Annotated in this window: 13 protein-coding genes; 11 read left to right on the top strand and 2 right to left on the bottom strand. The window is 50.9% G+C overall.

Going from position 1 to position 17,485, the window contains the following annotated elements:
* Positions 1 to 40: 40 nt before the first annotated feature.
* The 6 genes from rpsT (at position 41) to lpxH (ending at position 6,827) form a co-directional block, all read left to right on the top strand.
* Entirely contained in the window at positions 41 to 304 is a 264-nt protein-coding gene (rpsT, locus tag FOC66_RS10355; RefSeq protein WP_002212556.1) for a 30S ribosomal protein S20, read from the top strand.
* A 168-nt stretch (positions 305 to 472) separates the two neighbouring features.
* Positions 473 to 1,612 carry a phospholipase A gene (locus tag FOC66_RS10350; RefSeq protein ID WP_003748393.1) on the top strand — a complete coding sequence of 380 codons (1,140 nt, stop codon included), beginning with the start codon at positions 473 to 475 and terminating at the stop codon, positions 1,610 to 1,612.
* Positions 1,613 to 1,764: 152 nt separating this feature from the next.
* On the top strand, positions 1,765 to 2,466 hold the full coding sequence (locus FOC66_RS10345; RefSeq protein WP_003748391.1) for a DUF502 domain-containing protein: 702 nt from the start codon (positions 1,765 to 1,767) through the stop codon (positions 2,464 to 2,466).
* A 63-nt stretch (positions 2,467 to 2,529) separates the two neighbouring features.
* Complete coding sequence (gene aspS, locus FOC66_RS10340; protein ID WP_003748390.1) at positions 2,530 to 4,338, top strand: aspartate--tRNA ligase; 1,809 nt, start codon at positions 2,530 to 2,532, stop codon at positions 4,336 to 4,338.
* Positions 4,339 to 4,577: 239 nt separating this feature from the next.
* Positions 4,578 to 5,963 (top strand): PIG-L deacetylase family protein, encoded by a 1,386-nt coding sequence (locus FOC66_RS10335; protein ID WP_003748388.1) that lies wholly within the window; start codon positions 4,578 to 4,580, stop codon positions 5,961 to 5,963.
* Between the two features lie 153 nt (positions 5,964 to 6,116).
* Complete coding sequence (lpxH, locus tag FOC66_RS10330; RefSeq protein ID WP_430224831.1) at positions 6,117 to 6,827, top strand: UDP-2,3-diacylglucosamine diphosphatase; 711 nt, start codon at positions 6,117 to 6,119, stop codon at positions 6,825 to 6,827.
* Positions 6,828 to 6,887: 60 nt separating this feature from the next.
* On the opposite strand, the gene serB is transcribed toward lpxH, so the two are convergent.
* Positions 6,888 to 7,718 (bottom strand): phosphoserine phosphatase SerB, encoded by an 831-nt coding sequence (serB, locus tag FOC66_RS10325; protein WP_003748382.1) that lies wholly within the window; start codon positions 7,716 to 7,718, stop codon positions 6,888 to 6,890.
* 307 nt (positions 7,719 to 8,025) lie between these two features.
* On the opposite strand from serB, the gene FOC66_RS10320 reads away from it, so the two are divergent.
* From FOC66_RS10320 to argC, 4 genes are all read left to right on the top strand, one after another.
* On the top strand, positions 8,026 to 10,230 hold the full coding sequence (locus FOC66_RS10320; RefSeq protein ID WP_003748380.1) for a TonB-dependent siderophore receptor: 2,205 nt from the start codon (positions 8,026 to 8,028) through the stop codon (positions 10,228 to 10,230).
* 429 nt (positions 10,231 to 10,659) lie between these two features.
* Positions 10,660 to 12,867 carry a TonB-dependent siderophore receptor gene (locus FOC66_RS10315; RefSeq protein WP_003748378.1) on the top strand — a complete coding sequence of 736 codons (2,208 nt, stop codon included), beginning with the start codon at positions 10,660 to 10,662 and terminating at the stop codon, positions 12,865 to 12,867.
* A 129-nt stretch (positions 12,868 to 12,996) separates the two neighbouring features.
* Entirely contained in the window at positions 12,997 to 14,700 is a 1,704-nt protein-coding gene (locus FOC66_RS10310) for an ABC transporter ATP-binding protein/permease (protein ID WP_003748376.1), read from the top strand.
* Between the two features lie 371 nt (positions 14,701 to 15,071).
* Positions 15,072 to 16,118 carry an N-acetyl-gamma-glutamyl-phosphate reductase gene (argC, locus tag FOC66_RS10305; RefSeq protein WP_003748373.1) on the top strand — a complete coding sequence of 349 codons (1,047 nt, stop codon included), beginning with the start codon at positions 15,072 to 15,074 and terminating at the stop codon, positions 16,116 to 16,118.
* Between the two features lie 76 nt (positions 16,119 to 16,194).
* Here the strand turns inward: argC and FOC66_RS10300 are convergent, their stop codons facing one another.
* Positions 16,195 to 16,470: a hypothetical protein gene (locus tag FOC66_RS10300; protein ID WP_003748371.1), complete on the bottom strand. Its 276-nt coding sequence runs from the start codon at positions 16,468 to 16,470 to the stop codon at positions 16,195 to 16,197.
* A 261-nt stretch (positions 16,471 to 16,731) separates the two neighbouring features.
* On the opposite strand from FOC66_RS10300, the gene FOC66_RS10295 reads away from it, so the two are divergent.
* Positions 16,732 to 17,418 carry a S24 family peptidase gene (locus tag FOC66_RS10295; protein WP_003680158.1) on the top strand — a complete coding sequence of 229 codons (687 nt, stop codon included), beginning with the start codon at positions 16,732 to 16,734 and terminating at the stop codon, positions 17,416 to 17,418.
* The last annotated feature ends 67 nt before the right edge of the window (positions 17,419 to 17,485 follow it).

The following is a 17,485-nucleotide window of genomic DNA, read 5'->3' as shown; positions in this document are numbered from 1 at the left end:
TTGCGCGTTTACAGAATTTATTTTTCAGGAGATATTCAATATGGCAAACAGCGCACAAGCCCGCAAACGTGCCCGCCAGTCGGTTAAACAACGCGCCCACAACGCCAGCCTGCGTACTGCATTCCGTACCGCTGTGAAAAAAGTGTTGAAAGCAGTTGAAGCCGGCGACAAAGCTGCTGCTCAAGCAGTTTACCAAGAATCCGTTAAAGTCATCGACCGCATCGCTGACAAAGGCGTATTCCACAAAAACAAAGCAGCTCGTCATAAAAGCCGTCTGTCTGCTAAAGTAAAAGCTTTGGCTTAATACTAACGCAGATGCCGGAAATCCTGACATCAAAACAGGATGAATCGAGCTGATACGATGCCCCTGAGGTCCTGCCTTTCAGGGGCATTGCCGTATTCACAGCCCAAACCGACTAAATAAAACCATTTACCCTTTCATCAGGCCGTCTGAAAAACAACGGAAACTCTTATGAACAAGATGTTGAAACATTCCCTAAGTATCGGATTCATTGCCGCCGCCCCGCTGGCCGCCGCCGATACCGCCCTACACTGCACCACCATTCAAGACAACGCCACCCGTTTGGCGTGTTACGACAACATCTACTCGGCGCAACTCCCCCCTCAATCCCCACTGCCGCAAGCGCAAACCGAAACGGCCAAAACACCGGTCGACCTCGAAAAAAGCGTGCGCAAGAGCATTGAGAAAAAAGAAGCGGCCATTGTATTCGACAACCCTACCCACCCGAATATTTCAGACGACGTATTAAGCGAAACTGCCGACAGCTACACGCCTTTAAGCCTGATGTACGATTTGGATAAAAACGACACACGCGGCCTGTTGAGCGTACGCGAGCATAATCCTATGTACCTCATGCCTGTTTGGTACAACAGCAGCCCCAACTATTACCCTGAATCCCCCAGCCGCGGCGTAACCACGCAGGAAAAATTCAGCGAGCAAAAACGCCTCGAAACCAAAATGCAGGTTTCCTTCAAAAGCAAGATTGCCGAAGATTTATTCAAAACCCGTGCCGACGTATGGTTTGGCTATACCCAAAAATCCGACTGGCAAATCTTCAACCAAGGCCGTAAATCCGCTCCGTTCCGCAATACCGACTACGAACCCGAAATCTTCATTACCCAACCCGTTAAAGCAGACCTGCCTTTCGGCGGCAAACTGCGCATGGTCGGCGCAGGTTTTGTTCACCAGTCCAACGGTCAAAGCCGCCCTGAATCACGCTCATGGAACCGGGTTTACGCCATGGCCGGCATGGAATGGGGCAAGCTGACTGTCATCCCTAGAGTTTGGATGCGCGCCTTCGACCAAAAAGGAGAGGACGATGACAATCCGGACATCAACAAATACATGGGTTACGGCGACTTGAAAGTCCAATACCGCTTCAATGACAAACAAAATGTTTATTCCGTCCTGCGTTACAATCCGAAAAGCGGACGCGGCGCCGTTGAAGCGGCCTATACTTTCCCCATCAAAGGCAAACTCAAAGGCGTTGTCCGCGGCTTCCACGGCTACGGCGAAAGTCTGATTGACTACAACCACAAACAAAACGGCATCGGCTTCGGCCTGATGTTCAACGACTGGGACGGCATCTAAATGACCCCATATTGTTTCAGACGGCCTTTGCAATCAAGGCGGCCGTCTGAAACAATAAAACAAAACAAGCCATTCGTTTAAAATACTCGTTTCCTAGCGTCCAAACGCGTATAATGCAAAGTTTGGGCAAAACTTGCCGGAATGAAACAAAGATGACAGAAGCCGCAGCCGAAAGCGGAAAAATCGCCAAGGCTTTAAAGAAATACCTGATTACAGGCGTGCTGGTTTGGTTGCCGATTGCCGTAACCATCTGGGCGATGAGCTATATCATCTCCGCCGCCGACAGACTGATCAACCTATTACCGGAAAGCTGGCAGCCCCAGCATTTCTGGGGGTTCAACATTCCCGGCTTGGGCATCGTCGCCGCCACAGTCGTCTTGTTCGTTACCGGCGTATTTGCCGCCAACGTATTGGGCAGACGGATTCTCGGCGCATGGGACAGCCTTTTAGGACGTATCCCCGTCGTCAAATCCATCTACTCCAGCGTTAAAAAAGTTTCCGAATCCCTGCTCTCCGACAGCAGCCGCTCGTTCAAAACCCCCGTACTGGTTCCCTTTCCGCAACCGGGCATTTGGACGATAGCCTTTGTTTCCGGCCATATCCCCGCCAAACTCAAAGGCAGCCTGCCGCAAGATGACGACTATATTTCCGTTTACGTCCCAACCACGCCCAACCCGACCGGCGGCTATTACATCATGGTGAAAAAAAGCGACGTTCGCGAGCTGGACATGAGTGTGGATCAGGCATTGAAATATGTGATTTCACTGGGCATGGTCATGCCGGACGACTTGCCGGTTAAAGCCCTACCTGCCCAAAAACCGTCTAAAGACGGTCATACCGAACACAACAATTAAGGTCTTCTTTTTTCAGACGGCCTTTCCTTCTTTTCAAATTGAACAATATAAAAAGGTGATTTTATGCGTACCAACTATTGTGGCCTTATCAGCGAGCAATACTTAGACCAAACCGTTACCGTCAAAGGCTGGGTACACCGCCGACGCGACCACGGCGGTGTGATTTTTATCGACCTGCGCGACCGCGAAGGCATCGTTCAAGTCGTTATCGACCCTGACACTCCGGAAGCATTTGCCGCTGCCGACTCTTCCCGCAACGAATACGTTTTGAGCATTACCGGCCGCGTACGCAATCGTCCTGAAGGTACAACCAACGACAAAATGATTTCCGGCAAAATCGAAATCCTTGCCAAAGAAATCGAAGTCTTGAACGCTGCCGCTACACCTCCGTTCCAAATTGACGATGAAAACATCAGCGAAAACGTTCGCCTGACCAACCGCGTTATCGACTTGCGCCGTCCTACCATGCAACGCAACCTGCGCCTGCGTTACCAAGTGGCCATGGGCGTTCGCCGCTACTTGGATGCGCAAGGCTTCATCGACATTGAAACCCCGATGCTGACCCGCTCCACTCCGGAAGGCGCGCGCGACTACCTCGTGCCGAGCCGCGTTCATCCGGGCGAATTCTTCGCTCTGCCACAATCACCGCAATTGTTCAAACAATTGCTGATGGTGGCCGGTTTCGACCGTTACTACCAAATCACCAAATGTTTCCGTGACGAAGATTTGCGTGCCGACCGTCAACCTGAATTCACTCAAATCGACTTGGAAACCTCGTTCTTGAACGAGGATGAAATCATGGACATCACCGAAGGCATGGCCAAACAAGTCTTCAAAGACGCATTGGGCGTGGATTTGGGCGATTTCCCACGCATGCCTTATTCTGAAACCATGTTCTACTACGGCTCTGACAAACCGGATATGCGCATCAACTTGAAATTTACCGAGTTGACCGACCTGATGAAAACGGAAGAATTTAAAGTTTTCCGCGGCGCAGCCGACATGAAAGGCGGTCGCGTGGTTGCTCTGCGCGTACCGAACGGCGCGAAATTCAGCCGCAAAGAAATTGACGAATACACCAAATTTGTCGGCATCTACGGCGCGAAAGGTCTGGCCTACATCAAAGTGAACGATGTCAGCAACCTCTCCAACGGCGAAGACAGCGGCCTGCAATCTCCAATCGTCAAATTCCTGTCTGAAAACGCCCTGAAAGAAATCATCGAGCGTACCGGCGCGCAAAACGGCGACATCATCTTCTTCGGCGCAGACAAAGCCAAAGTCGTGAACGAAGCCATCGGCGCGCTGCGTATCAAAGTCGGCTTGGAACACGGCAAAGACAACGGCTACTTCGTAGACGAATGGAAACCTTTGTGGGTTGTCGATTTCCCAATGTTCGAATACGACGAAGAAGCCGACCGCTACGTTGCCGTGCACCATCCGTTTACCGCGCCTAAAGAAGGTCATGAAGACCTGATGGTTTCCGACCCGGCAAACTGCCTGGCCCGTGCCTACGACATGGTATTGAACGGCTGGGAAATCGGCGGCGGCTCTATCCGTATCCACCGCGCAGACGTACAAGAGAAAGTGTTTGCCGCTCTGAAAATCAGCCCTGAAGAGCAACAAGAGAAATTCGGCTTCCTCTTGGATAACTTGAAATTCGGTGCACCTCCTCACGGCGGCCTTGCATTCGGCCTCGACCGTCTGGTTACCCTGATGACCGGTGCGGAATCCATCCGCGACGTGATTGCCTTCCCAAAAACACAACGCGCCCAATGTCTGCTGACCAATGCGCCTAATGTGGTAGACGACAAACAGCTGCGCGAGTTGAGCCTGCGTCTGCGTCAAAAAGCAGTTGAAACAAAAGAAGCATAATTTATCGGCTTAACCTTTAAAATATCAAGGCCGTCTGAAAAATTTGAAATTTCTTTCAAATTTTTCAGACGGCCTTTCTGTATTTTAGTCGTTTATATATAATCAACTCATAAACTGTTTTATTTTAAACGTTCACTTTAATGACGTTAGAGTATGAAAAACAACCGTTTGTAAGAAAAACAAACAAATAGGCTCCACAAGCACTATCATGACTGTTACAACAATAAAGGAACCCAACAATGTTTCTAATACTGACGGGGCTGATACTGACTTTTTTTGTTTTGTTGTTTATTATTACTTCAATTATTCATAAAAAACAGTTTGCCTATAACACGCACCAAGACTATAACTATCCCTCCCTTCCCTCTACCGCGCATGCAACCCTCAAAGGCGGCAGCCTGACCTTGCCCGCCACTGTCAGCGGACGGGATACCGTCATTGCCAAAATCCGCATCAAGTCCAACTGGATGGGACTGCTGTTCTTGCCTTTTGTCGAAACCATTTCATCCAAAGGCAAATGGAAGCAATATTTCGAATACGGTGCAAAAGGCGTGCGCTATATCAATCTGAGCGACACCTTCTCCGACAGCGACAAAACCGTCCGTTTGGAAGGCAAATACCTGACTTTGGCCGATCAAGAAATCGAACTCTCTGTTTATCCGCGTGAAAACCTCGACGGCAAAAAAATCCTTGTCCTCGCGCCCCATGCCGACGATGCCGAACTCAGCGCATACGGTTTGTACGAAAAACACGCCGCCAATTCAATGATCTGCACTTTAACCGCCAGCGAAGGCGGCAGCTTCCACTATGGCAACCTTTACGGCCAATGCGACTGCGACACTCAGGCCCAATATCTGCAAAAAGGCCGGATGCGCGTTTGGAACAGCCTGACCGTCCCCCTTTTGGCCGGCGTGCCGTCTGAACACATCCTGCAACTGGGCTACTTCGACAGCACATTGACCGCCATGCGCCAAAATCCGGAAAAAGAGATTAAATCGACCAAAATCGATACGGCCGACGTCGATATTTTCCGCCATGCCAACACCTCCCCATTGGCGCAACAACTCAAGCCCGGCTCAACCTGGAACAGCTTGGTAGACAATCTCGGCTATCTGATAGAAACATTCCAGCCGGACATTATCGTGTCGCCTTCACCCAATATTGACACGCATCCCGACCACCAACACACAACGCTCGCCGCCATCGAAGCCCTGCGTAAAATCGATTACCGCCGCGGCAATCTGTTTTTGCACACCATCCATTATCTGAGCGACGACTTCCCAATCGGCAAAGTAGGCTCTTCCCTCAGCCTGCCGCCGCTTGCCGAACAGCCGTTTTACTTCCAAAGCATCTATTCCCATCCTTTGGACAAAGAGGAACAAAACCGCAAACTCCTCGCCCTTGATGCCATGAACGACATCCGCCCCAATTCAGACGGCTATATGCGTTGGAACACCATGATATTCAAAGGCCTAAACAAACTGCGGCACCACATCCTCCACATCGACAAAGACTTGGTCAACCGCTTTGTCCGCAGCAACGAATTCTTCTATAGCGTCCCCATTACCGACCTGTACCAAGAAGAGACGCTGAAAAAAATCACCTATCAGGGCAAAGCCCAATAAACCATAAAGGCCGTCTGAAAAGATGTTTCAGACGGCCTTTATCACATCCAATCAAAACAACAAAATCACCGCATTACAAACGAAAAACACCAAGCCCAAATCCAAACGCGACAACCCAAGTTATAATAAAACCCTTCCCATACGCCCCACATCATCATGCCGATTTACTTCATCGCCGATTTGCACCTGAGCGAATCTCATCCTCAGCTGACCGCACTCTTCCAAAAATTTATCCAAGAAAAAGCCGTCCATGCCCAAGCCGTATACATTCTTGGCGACCTTTTCGATTTTTGGATCGGCGATGACGAAAACAGCCCTTTGGTTCAAACCATCAAGCAAACCATCCGTAGCCTGACCGAGCGCGGCGTCGCCTGCTATTTTATCCATGGCAACCGCGACTTCCTCATCGGTAAAACCTTCGCCCACGATACCGGCATGACCTTACTGCCCGAGTACACCGTGATCGACCTATTCGGCACGCCCACCCTGCTCTGTCACGGCGACACTCTCTGCACCGACGATCATTCCTATCAAAAATTCCGCCGTACCGTCCATCAAAAATGGCTGCAACGCCTGTTCCTGCTTTTGCCGCTCACACTCCGGCTGAACATCGCCGCCAAAATCCGCAAGCAGAGCAAACAGGACAAACAACACAAAACCGCCGACATCATGGACGTCAATCCAACCTTTACCTACGAAACCGTCCAACGCTTCCACACGCCCCTACTCATTCACGGCCATACCCACCGCGAAAACATCCACCGCAACGCCGATTACACCCGCATCGTACTCGGCGACTGGCGCGACAATTACGCCTCCATTCTCGAAGTCGATGCCGAAGGCTACCGTTTTATCGCCTTATAAAACATCAGGCCGTCTGAAAACCGGTTTCCCGATTGTTCAGACGGCCTGACCTCAAACAGTTTACGCAAACCAACCGCGTATCCGCTCCAAACCACCAAAGCGCACACACGCATCCGCATTCGCTTCAGTTTTCGGTTTCGCCCGATAAGCAATGCCGAATCCCGCTTCCCGTATCATCGGAATATCGTTCGCACCATCGCCCATCGCCACCACCTGCCACGGAGCCAAACCCAGACGCTCACGGTATTCGCGCAACAAATCCGCCTTAGCCTGTGCATCGATAATCCGCCCTTTCAGACGGCCTGTCAGCTTGCCGTTTTCCACTTCCAACACATTCGCAAAATGGAAATCCAAGCCCAAACGCCGTTTCAGGCGTTCCGTAAAAAACGTAAATCCGCCCGACACCAGCATAAACTTCACATCATTCTGTTTACACGCTTCTAATAAAAATTCCGCGCCCGGCGACAGCTGCAACACATTCTCGTACACCTCTTCCAACACGCGCTCGTCCAAACCGGCCAGCAAGGCCACACGCTTGCGCAAAGACTGCTCAAAGTCCAGCTCGCCGCGCATCGACTGCTCCGTAATCTTGGCCACCTCATCCTTCAGCCCGACACCGGCCGCAATCTCATCCACACACTCAATCGTAATCAGCGTCGAATCCATATCGCTGACAATCAGCCCCAAATCGGCAAAAGCCACATCCGGCAACACCGCTCCATCTATCTGCTGCGCAATCAACGCCGCACGCATCCCGTCCGTCAATTCAAAATCATCATCAACCGGCACACGCAACACCGACTTCCCTGATGGCGCAGACACCAAACCGCCAAACGCCGACCAGTCGCACGCGCCCAAATCCCCATGTTGCAACACCAAAACCTTCTTCATCTCTTTCTCCTCATGCCTCAAAACCTTTGCAAACAAATCCGGTGCACATTCAGCTTAAAGCAACGCAAACCGTATTTTTGCAAAGGCCTTAAAAAAACCAAAACAGCATTATAGCCGAACCACCCCGAAAATTTTCAGACGGCCTGTCGCTTGATTCCCTTAGCTAGTTTAATTTCAAAAACACCTTCAAAAACCATAAAAACAACATAAATCCGCTAAAAACCCTCAAAATCTTGTTCTTAAATTACAAAACAACAAAATTATCGTAAAATATAATTATTATTATTTTAATTATAGAAAGACGTTCATGAACGCCCCAACCCTTAAAACATTAGCACTCATTATCGCCACCCTGCCTTATGCAGCCTTAGCAGACAACACGGCAACACCCAAGCTCGAACAAACTGCCGAGCTGCAAACCGTCAACGTAACCGGCAAAAACCGTTCCACCCGCACCGAAAACCGCGACTCCTACACAACTTCAGCCATGCGCACCACCACCGGCCTTACCTTGTCTCCGAAAGAAACGCCGCAGTCGGTGAGCGTGATTACCAAAACGCAGCTGGATAACCAAGGCATGACCAATATGGAACAAGCCTTAAAAACCACAACCGGCATCAACGTGATTCCCGATTCTGGCCGTTGGCGTTATCAGTCGCGCGGCTTTTACATCGATCAAATTGAAGAAGACGGCTTATCCACTACCGTTGCAGGTTCGTCCGGCAACCCGTACAACGACCCTCAAAGCATGAGCAATCTGGCCATCTACGACCATATCGAAGTTGTCCGCGGTCCGACCGGCCTGACCCAATCCAACAGCGAACCCGGCGGCACAATCAATGCCGTACGCAAACGTCCGACCGCCAATACGCAGGCAACCTTAAGTTTTATGACCGACCGTTTCGGCGCAGCAGGCCTGATCGGCGACGTATCGGGCAGCTTAAACAGCAGTCACAGCGTCCGCGGCCGTTTGGTTTCCAGCCTGACACGCAATAAAACTTTCCAAGACAAAAACCCAACCAAAGGTCAAATGCTGTACGGGATTTTAGAGGCCGATATCGGCGAGAACAGCAAAGCCACACTTGGAGGCCTGTACCAACGCACCGAAGAAACACCCGATTTCTACGGCGTACCGATGGGCAACGGCTTTGACCTTAACCTTCCGAGAGATACCTATCTGGGCGCGGAATGGAATCAAATCCGCTTGTACAAACGCAATGTCTTTGCTGAATTCGACCATCAAATCAACGACAATTGGAAATGGAGCAGCAAGCTCAACTACAACCGTTCTTCATCCGCCCAAAACTTCGCCACCGCAGCCAATACAGGCGGCAGGTTCGCCGGCATCGGACAGAACGGCATCTTTACCGGTGCAACCGACAACATCCAAAAATACGACAACACCGGCAAACAATTTGCCTTCCAAACCGGCGTATCCGGCAAATTCCAAGCCTTAGGCAATGAACAGCAGGCATTTGCCAACTACACTTATTCACGGGAAAACAACAGCTCCTACAACCTATGGAAAGCCCGTACCTCTAACGAATACAATATTTTCGATTACGACTGGAAGAGCGTAGTGCGCACCGATTGGACAAGCGGCAACGCCAACTATACCGATACCGAACGCACCATCACCAACCATGCCGTATCGACAGGCGTTCTCTTTACCCCTTGGCACAAACTCCACATTTTGGGCGCATTGCGTTACACACACTGGGCATACGACTTCGACAACCGCAAAACAGGCAAACTGTCCGAATACCGAAAATCCAGCCTTGTCCCTTACTTGGGCATTACATTCGATGTCGACAAAAACCACAGCATCTATGCCAACTATACCCAAATCAAAAAACCGCAGACCAACCGAGATATGGACAACAATCTCCTGAACCCGATTACCGGTACCAATACCGAAATCGGCTTCAAATCCGACTGGTTTGGCAACGGCAGGCTCAACAGCTCGTTTGCCCTCTACCAAATCATTCAAAAAAACCGTCCGTATGATTTAGATAAACGCAACGCTATGGGCGAATGGGCATATCAGGCCATCGGCAAAGTTCAAAGCCGCGGTTTTGAAGCCGAACTCTCCGGCGACCTCACCGAAGATTGGAAAATATCGGCAAACTACGCTTTCAATATAAGCAAATATAAAGAAAGCGAAGGGGCGCGTTACCCCATCGGCACAAACTTCAGCAAACATACGCCCAAACATATGTTCCGCCTGTACACCAGCTACTGCCTCCCCTTTGCCGACCGCAAATGGACCATCGGCGGCGGTATGACCGTGCAAAGCAAAACCAACAGTTTGTGGGATGTAGGCCAAGGCGGCTACCTGCTTTGGAATGCCGATGTTCATTACACACCGACCAAAAATCTCAACCTCAGTTTGATCGGCAGCAATTTGGGCAACCGCCGCTACTATGAAAACCACCGTATTCGCACAATGGGCATTAACAATATTTACGGCCAACCGCGTAACGTCATGTTCAAAGTCGATTACAAGTTCTAACCCCGCTTGATTCAAAGGCCGTCTGAAACCGATTCTTTCCGTTTTCAGACGGCCTTTTCCAATCAAATTTTTTTTAAATCTTGATATAAAGCAAACAGTCTAAAAAATTTTCTCAACCGAAAAAAAATTCCTGTTGATTTTTTTCACCGTTTCGATATAGTTATTTATAGCTAGTTTGATACTACCCTTTGTATCTAGCTTTCATTGCATTACTACCTTCATTCGTTGCCAACGGCTCCCTTTCCGGCGGCAACCTTTTTTTGATCCGATGGTTTGGCAATATCGAAATTGAATCAAATAAAATGATTCGGGGACTTATATTTATTTTTAAAATAAAACGGCTTATAAAAAACAACGGCTCAATTTAAACGGATATTGCCGCCAATATTTAAAAACAAACAGACCTTTCTTTATCAAGGACCCCTTCCAATGCACCATTCTGAGAAACTATTCAAACTGAGCACACTTGCCCTCTGCCTTGCCGCACTACCCCAAGCCGTACAAGCTGCCGAAGAAGTACAACAGGCTGAAGTGGAACAAGTTACCGTAGTGGGTAAAAACAAAAGCCTGCGTACAGAAAGTCAAAACAGTTACACCGTATCCGCCCTGCGCTCAACCACAGGACTGATCCTCTCTCCGCGGGAAATCCCCCAATCTGTCAGCGTCATTACTAAAAAACAAATTGAAGACCAAGGCATCACCGACTTAGAAGGTGCGTTGCAAAACTCTACGGGCATCAATGTTTTCAAAAGCGGCGGACGCACGCATTTCATGTCGCGCGGCTATTTTATCGAACAGTTTGAAGAAGACGGCATTGCCACGCAACTTGGTTCGCCTGGCGGATTCGGCTTAGGTGGCCCGGCCGGCGACCCGACCAGTGCAACCGATATGGCAATGTACGACCACATTGAAGTGGTGCGCGGTGCGGCAGGTTTGACACAGGCAAACAACGAACCCGGCGGCACGGTAAACGCCGTCCGTAAAAAGCCGACTGCAAAACGCCAGCTTTCCGCCGATTTGATGGCAAACTCATGGGGCAAAGTAAACAGCACCTTTGATGCATCCGGCACCTTAAGCCAAGAACACGGCCTGCGCGGACGCTTTGTCGGCTCGGTAGGCAGCAACAAAACCTTCAAAGACCAATCCGGCGGCCGCGACGTCCTTCTGTATGGCGTGATGGACAAAGACATCGGCGACAACAGCAAGCTCACTTGGGGCGCAAGCTATCTCAACCAAACCGAAACGCCCGACCCCGACGGTCTGCCCATGCGCGCTGACGGCAAAGAGTGGAAACGCAGCCGCTATTTGGGTGCGGATTGGAACGAAGCCCGCCTGAAAAAATACAATCTTTTTGCCGAATTAGAACATTATTTCAACGACAACTGGAAACTGAGCAGCAAACTGGACTGGCGCAAGAACACTAGTTTAAAAGAATATTACACGCTGGGTGGCACGGGTAACGGCATCGGTACAGACGGCCTGGGAAGCACATACAGCTTCGACCGTTACGATGCAGGCAACCGCCAGTTCACTTTCCAAAACAACCTGACCGGCCGCATCTTCGCTTTCGGCCAAAATCACGACCTCTTCTTCATGCACAGCTATTCCAAAGAGAACGTGAATTCAAGCAATCGCTGGCTCAACGACAGCAGCAACTATGACGCAGATGCCTTTAACGGCAGCGAGAAAGCCAAACCCGATTGGGATTCTGCCACAGCCAAAGCCCGTGGCGGCGACGGCCGTTATACTACCCATGCCTTCGGTTTGGGCGCGCGCATCAATCCCACCGACAAACTGCACATCATCGCAGGCGGACGCTATACCAGCTGGAAACGCGACTACTATTGGGATCGCGACCTCAAAGACGGGGCAGCAGGTTCCTCAGACTCGCTCAAACGCAACCGCTTCGTTCCTTATGCCGGCATCACTTACGATATCACGCCTAAACAAAGTATTTACGCCGCCTATACTTCCATCTTCAAACAAACGATGAACCGCGACTACAATGACAACCTGTTGCCGCCGATTATGGGACGCAACTACGAACTCGGTTGGAAAGGCGAATGGAACGAAGGCCGTCTGAATACTTCTGTCGCCCTCTACCGTACCGACAAAGACAACAACAACCAACGCGTCAATGCCAAACCGCATCCCTATTGGGAACCGCTCAATCAAAGCAGCCGCGGCTTGGACGCCGAAATCTCCGGCAGTCTGACCGACCGTTGGCAGGTTTACGCAGGCTACACCTTCAACCGCAGCACCAACCGCAACAGCGTCGGCGACAATGTTGAATCGCGCCTAAAAGGCTACAACTTCAGCAGCCATACGCCGAAGCATATGTTCCGCCTCTACACCAGCTATGTCCTGCCGGTGGATGACGGCAAATGGACAGTCGGTCTTGGCTTGAAGAGCAGCAGCAAAACCGCCAATTCCTACGGCTCCATCAAGCAAGGCGGCTACACCATTTGGAATACCAACGTCCAATACCGCCCGAGCAAAAACCTGCAACTGGGGCTGGCAGTCAACAACCTGACCGACAAACGCTACTACGAAAACCAATACAACCGAGCTGCCAACAGCGACAACTTCTACGGCGAACCGCGCAACGCCGTGTTCAGCCTGAAGTGGAAGATGTAAATAGCAGCATAGCAAGCACGGGTTGACCGCTCATTTTTTAAAAGCATAAACCAACTATTGCTGATAAAAAGGCCGTCTGAAAGTACAATTTCACTTTCAGACGGCCATTCGCACGCATTCGCAAGCATTATGAAAACACTCGAAAAATTCTTTTACCTCGCCCGTCCTTTCTGGTCGGGGGCGCACGGCCGCCTCCAATGGCTGATGCTCGCCGTCCTCATCGGCTTCACCCTTTGCTCCATCACCATCAGCGTTTGGATCGCCGCGTGGGACAAACGTTTCTACGACGCGCTGGCCGCATTTGACGGCGCGTCCATGCCCGCGCTCATCGTCGAATACCTCGGCTACATGGCGATGATCATCGGCTGCATCGTTTGCGGCGACTGGTTGCAAAAACGCCTCATCTTCCGCTGGCGCACCCACCTGACCGAGCAATTCCAAACAAACTGGCTCGAAGGCCACAAACACTACCGCCTGCGCCTGACGGGCGAACCGGACAACCCCGACCAGCGTATCGCCGAAGACATCTACCTCCTCGCCGACAAAAGCATCAGCCTCTTTCGCTCCTTCATCAACAACGTTGCCAAATTCAGCGCGTTCGTCGCCGTACTGTGGACGCTCTCCGGCGTGCAGACCTTCAACATCGGCGGATACAGCATCACCATACACGGCTACCTCGTCTGGGTTGCCCTGATTTATTCCATCTTCAGCACCGTCATCGCCCACCTTGTCGGCCGCAAACTGAAAAACCTCAATATCGACCGCCAGCACCGCGAAGCCGACTACCGCGCCGCCCTTCTGCGCGTGCGCGACCATGCCGAACAAATCGCCTTTTACAACGGCGGCGAAGCGGAAACAGGCCGTCTGAAACAACGTTACCTCCGCATCCGCGACAACTGGCGGCGACTGACCAACTGCGAATTCCGCCAAGAAACCTTCTGGGCGACCTATGTCCGCATCAGCATCTTCATCCCCATCCTCGCCACCCTGCCCATGTACCTCGCCAAAACCATGACCTTCGGCGACATGATGCAGACGCGCACATCGTTTGCCCGCGTCCAAGACAGCTTCGGCTGGTTTACCGACTCCTACCGCCGCCTGATTGAATGGGCGGCAGTCATCGAGCGGCTTTCCGGTTTTCAGACGGCCTTAGAACAAGCAGAACACAAAAGCCCCGTCCTTCAACCACACCAAGCAGATTTGCCGCAACATCGCGGCAAAGCCGTCCTGCACAACCTTACCGTCCACACCCAAACCGGCACCCCCCTGCTCTCCGGCATCAGCCTTGAAGCCCATGCCCCTGAATGGCTATTGCTCGAAGGCAAAAGCGGCATCGGCAAATCCACGCTGTTGCGCGTGCTGGCCGGTTTATGGCCGTATTATCAAGGCACTTTTTCACTCGAAGGCAACCGCCTGTTTTTCCCGCAACGCCCTTACCTGCCTACCGATACCCTGCGTCAAACCGTCAGCTATCCCTATGCGGCCTGCCAAGACGACCATTTGATTCAAACCGTTTTGGAACAAGTCGGCCTAAACAGCCCCACGGGTAGGCTGCACACGTTGATGAACGATTTGGACACTTCATACGAATGGCACGGCATCCTCTCCGGCGGCGAACAGCAACGCCTCAGCCTTGCACGCGCACTGCTGCACAAACCGCAAATCCTGTTCCTAGATGAAGCTACCAACCAGCTCGATGACGAATCCGCCCTGATGTTGATGCAGACCCTCAAACAACATTTGCCCGACACTTTGGTCATCAGCATCAGCCACCAACCCAAGATTCAAACCCTGTTTGATAGTTCGCTGAATTTGAATGAAAAAATTATTTAAATGTTAAAATGTGCAAAACGCTTGCTTTCCATTCTAACAAGGGATATAGTACCAAGTAACTAGTTCTTATTGATGAGAGCTACTCCTTGGATACTTGCCTCCGGTCCTCCAACCCGGGGGCATTTTTTTACATTTTTATTTTGTGTTCGTACGGATAGGATAAAGACGAAACACCCACCACAAATCAAACAGCAAACTGCGTTTTCCCAACGCTCAGGCCGTCTGAAACCCGCTCTCGAATATTATTCATTCCATATTTCAGACGGCCTGTTTAACCGTCCCTTGCAAAGCTTGGCACAAGCACCGCTGACCGACGGCAATCAATTACTATATAATCAAACGCATCGTCATCCCTACAAAGGAGCCACACCATGACCACAAAAATTAAAATCGGTATTGTCGGTGCAACCGGATACACAGGCGTCGAATTGTTGCGCCTGCTCAGCAGCCACCCCAACGCAGAAGTTACCGCCGTTACCAGCCGAAGCGAAGCCGGTATTGAAGTGGCGGACTACTTCCCCAGCCTGCGCGGTATTTACGACCTTGCATTCCAAACACCCGAGGATGCCGGACTTGACCGTTGCGACCTCGTGTTCTTTGCCACGCCCAACGGCGTGGCCATGAAAGAAGCACCGGCCCTTGTCGAAAAAGGCGTACGCGTGATTGACCTGTCTGCCGACTTCCGTATCCGCGACATCCCCACATGGGAACAATGGTACAAAATGACCCATGCTGCGCCGCAACTCGTTTCCCAAGCAGTGTACGGTTTGTGCGAACTTCACAAAGATGACATCGCCAAAGCCATGCTGGTGGCCAATCCGGGCTGCTACCCCACCTGCGTTTCCCTGCCCTTATTGCCGCTGCTTCAGGCTGGCCGTCTGAAAGCCAACGCGCCGCTGATTGCCGACTGTAAATCCGGTGTTTCCGGCGCAGGCCGCAAAGCCAGTACTCACGCCCTGTTGTGCGAAGCAGGCGATAACTTCAAAGCCTACAGCGTCGGCGGCCACCGCCATCTGCCTGAAATCCGACAAACCCTGTCCGGACTGCAAGACCAGGTTTCAGACGGCCTGATTTTCGTGCCACACCTTGTTCCGATGATACGCGGTATGCACGCCACCCTGTATCTGCACCTGCAAGAACATACCGATCCTGAAGCTTTGCTGCGCGAATACTACCGTAACAGCCCCTTTGTCGATATCCTGCCTTCAGGTTCGACACCCGAAACCCGCAGCGTGCGCGGCGCCAACCTTTGCCGTATCAGCGTTCAAAAAGCGCCTGATCAAGACGATGTGTGGATTGTGCTTTCCGTCATCGACAACTTGGTTAAAGGCGCAGCCGGTCAAGCCGTGCAGAATATGAACATCATGTTCGGCCTGCCCGAAACCACCGGCCTGACCAATGCGCCGTTGATGCCTTAACGTCATCCTTATTAAAAACACAAGGCCGTCTGAAACAATGGTTTTCAGACGGCCTTTATTAATTCATACGCAAACATCACTCATACACCACGCCGGCAAGCATTTCTTCTTCATTCAAGTTACCGTACTGTTGTTCCCAATCGTGGGTAGCCTCCACCATATCGCATTCTTTGGCGAAGGCAAGCAACCTGCCGTCCATCTGATCCAGACTCAAACTGCCCAAGCGTTCGCATTCCGAAGCCGTCAAATTACCGTCCGCTTCATGCGCTTCCGAAGATCCGAAAGGCAGGGCAAAAAAACCCAGCACCAACGCCAGCAGTACCCAAAAAATATTTTTACGCGAACGAGTCATTTCACACCTCTCATCATAATCACATAGCAGGTTTAAGTCAGAAAAACTAAACCAAATAAAACTAAACTAAGAAAAATCGAATCGAAAATTAGAAATATCGACTTATCTAAGACAAAACGAATAATACTAAGAAAAAATAAAATATGCAATACTTTTTCTTAGGTTGAGTAATTTTTTTCTTACAATTTTATAAAAACTAAGGTAAAATACACTCAAATCGTCTAAACCATATAAAAAACATACCTTCATAAAGGCATAAACATGGATACCTTTAAAGACCGCCTGGCTTTCTTATGGAAAGATGAAGCCCGCCAAGCCAAAATCGCCGCCGACATCGATATGACCATCGCCGGATTCAGCCGCATCTGGAACGAAGGCGGCCTGCCAAAATCAGAAACGCTAAAAAAAATCAAACAACTTAAAGGCTGCAGCATAGACTGGCTGTTGACAGGCGAAGGCTCCCCCTTCCCCGATTCCGAAGCCCCAAAAGCCACGGCCACCGACACACTGGGCAACCCTGTCGATATAGACGAATTTGTCTTCGTACCGCGTTACGACATCCAAGCCGCGGCCGGACACGGCCAGCTCGTCGGCGATGAACAGCCCATGTTCGCCATGGCGTTCCGACGCTATTGGATAGAAAATTATGTGACGCGCGACATCAAAAACCTTTCCGTTATCTCAGTCAAAGGCGACTCGATGGAAGGCGTGCTGAATGATGGCGACACCATCCTCATCAACCACGGCCAAACCACGCCGCGCGACGGCCTCTATGTTTTGCGCCTCAACGAAAACCTTTTGGTCAAACGCCTGCAACTGATACCCGGCGGCATCGTCAACGTCATTTCCGCCAACGAAGCCTACCCTACTTTTGAAATCGACCTGAAAAACCCGACCGACGACGTTGCCATCATCGGCCGAGTCGAATGGTTTGGCAGAAGCATCTAAATCTGACATACTGGCGCTTGAAATTTCTGCCATACCCTCCATGTAAGCTGGCAGACCTGTCTGCACA

This window comes from Neisseria mucosa, from assembly GCF_013267835.1.
In the GTDB taxonomy this organism is placed as follows: Bacteria; Pseudomonadota; Gammaproteobacteria; order Burkholderiales; family Neisseriaceae; genus Neisseria.
Note: the sequence above shows the minus strand (reverse complement) of the source record. Positions and strands in the feature narration are given on the sequence as shown.

Bases quoted from the DNA above. Each gene is read 5' to 3' on its own strand.
- rpsT (WP_002212556.1), top strand. From the start codon at position 41: ATGGCAAACAGCGCACAAGCCCGCAAACGTGCCCGCCAGTCGGTTAAA.
- FOC66_RS10350 (WP_003748393.1), top strand. From the start codon at position 473: ATGAACAAGATGTTGAAACATTCCCTAAGTATCGGATTCATTGCCGCC.
- FOC66_RS10345 (WP_003748391.1), top strand. From the start codon at position 1,765: ATGACAGAAGCCGCAGCCGAAAGCGGAAAAATCGCCAAGGCTTTAAAG.
- aspS (WP_003748390.1), top strand. From the start codon at position 2,530: ATGCGTACCAACTATTGTGGCCTTATCAGCGAGCAATACTTAGACCAA.
- FOC66_RS10335 (WP_003748388.1), top strand. From the start codon at position 4,578: ATGTTTCTAATACTGACGGGGCTGATACTGACTTTTTTTGTTTTGTTG.
- serB (WP_003748382.1), bottom strand. From the start codon at position 7,718: ATGAAGAAGGTTTTGGTGTTGCAACATGGGGATTTGGGCGCGTGCGAC.
- FOC66_RS10320 (WP_003748380.1), top strand. From the start codon at position 8,026: ATGAACGCCCCAACCCTTAAAACATTAGCACTCATTATCGCCACCCTG.
- FOC66_RS10315 (WP_003748378.1), top strand. From the start codon at position 10,660: ATGCACCATTCTGAGAAACTATTCAAACTGAGCACACTTGCCCTCTGC.
- FOC66_RS10310 (WP_003748376.1), top strand. From the start codon at position 12,997: ATGAAAACACTCGAAAAATTCTTTTACCTCGCCCGTCCTTTCTGGTCG.
- argC (WP_003748373.1), top strand. From the start codon at position 15,072: ATGACCACAAAAATTAAAATCGGTATTGTCGGTGCAACCGGATACACA.
- FOC66_RS10300 (WP_003748371.1), bottom strand. From the start codon at position 16,470: ATGACTCGTTCGCGTAAAAATATTTTTTGGGTACTGCTGGCGTTGGTG.
- FOC66_RS10295 (WP_003680158.1), top strand. From the start codon at position 16,732: ATGGATACCTTTAAAGACCGCCTGGCTTTCTTATGGAAAGATGAAGCC.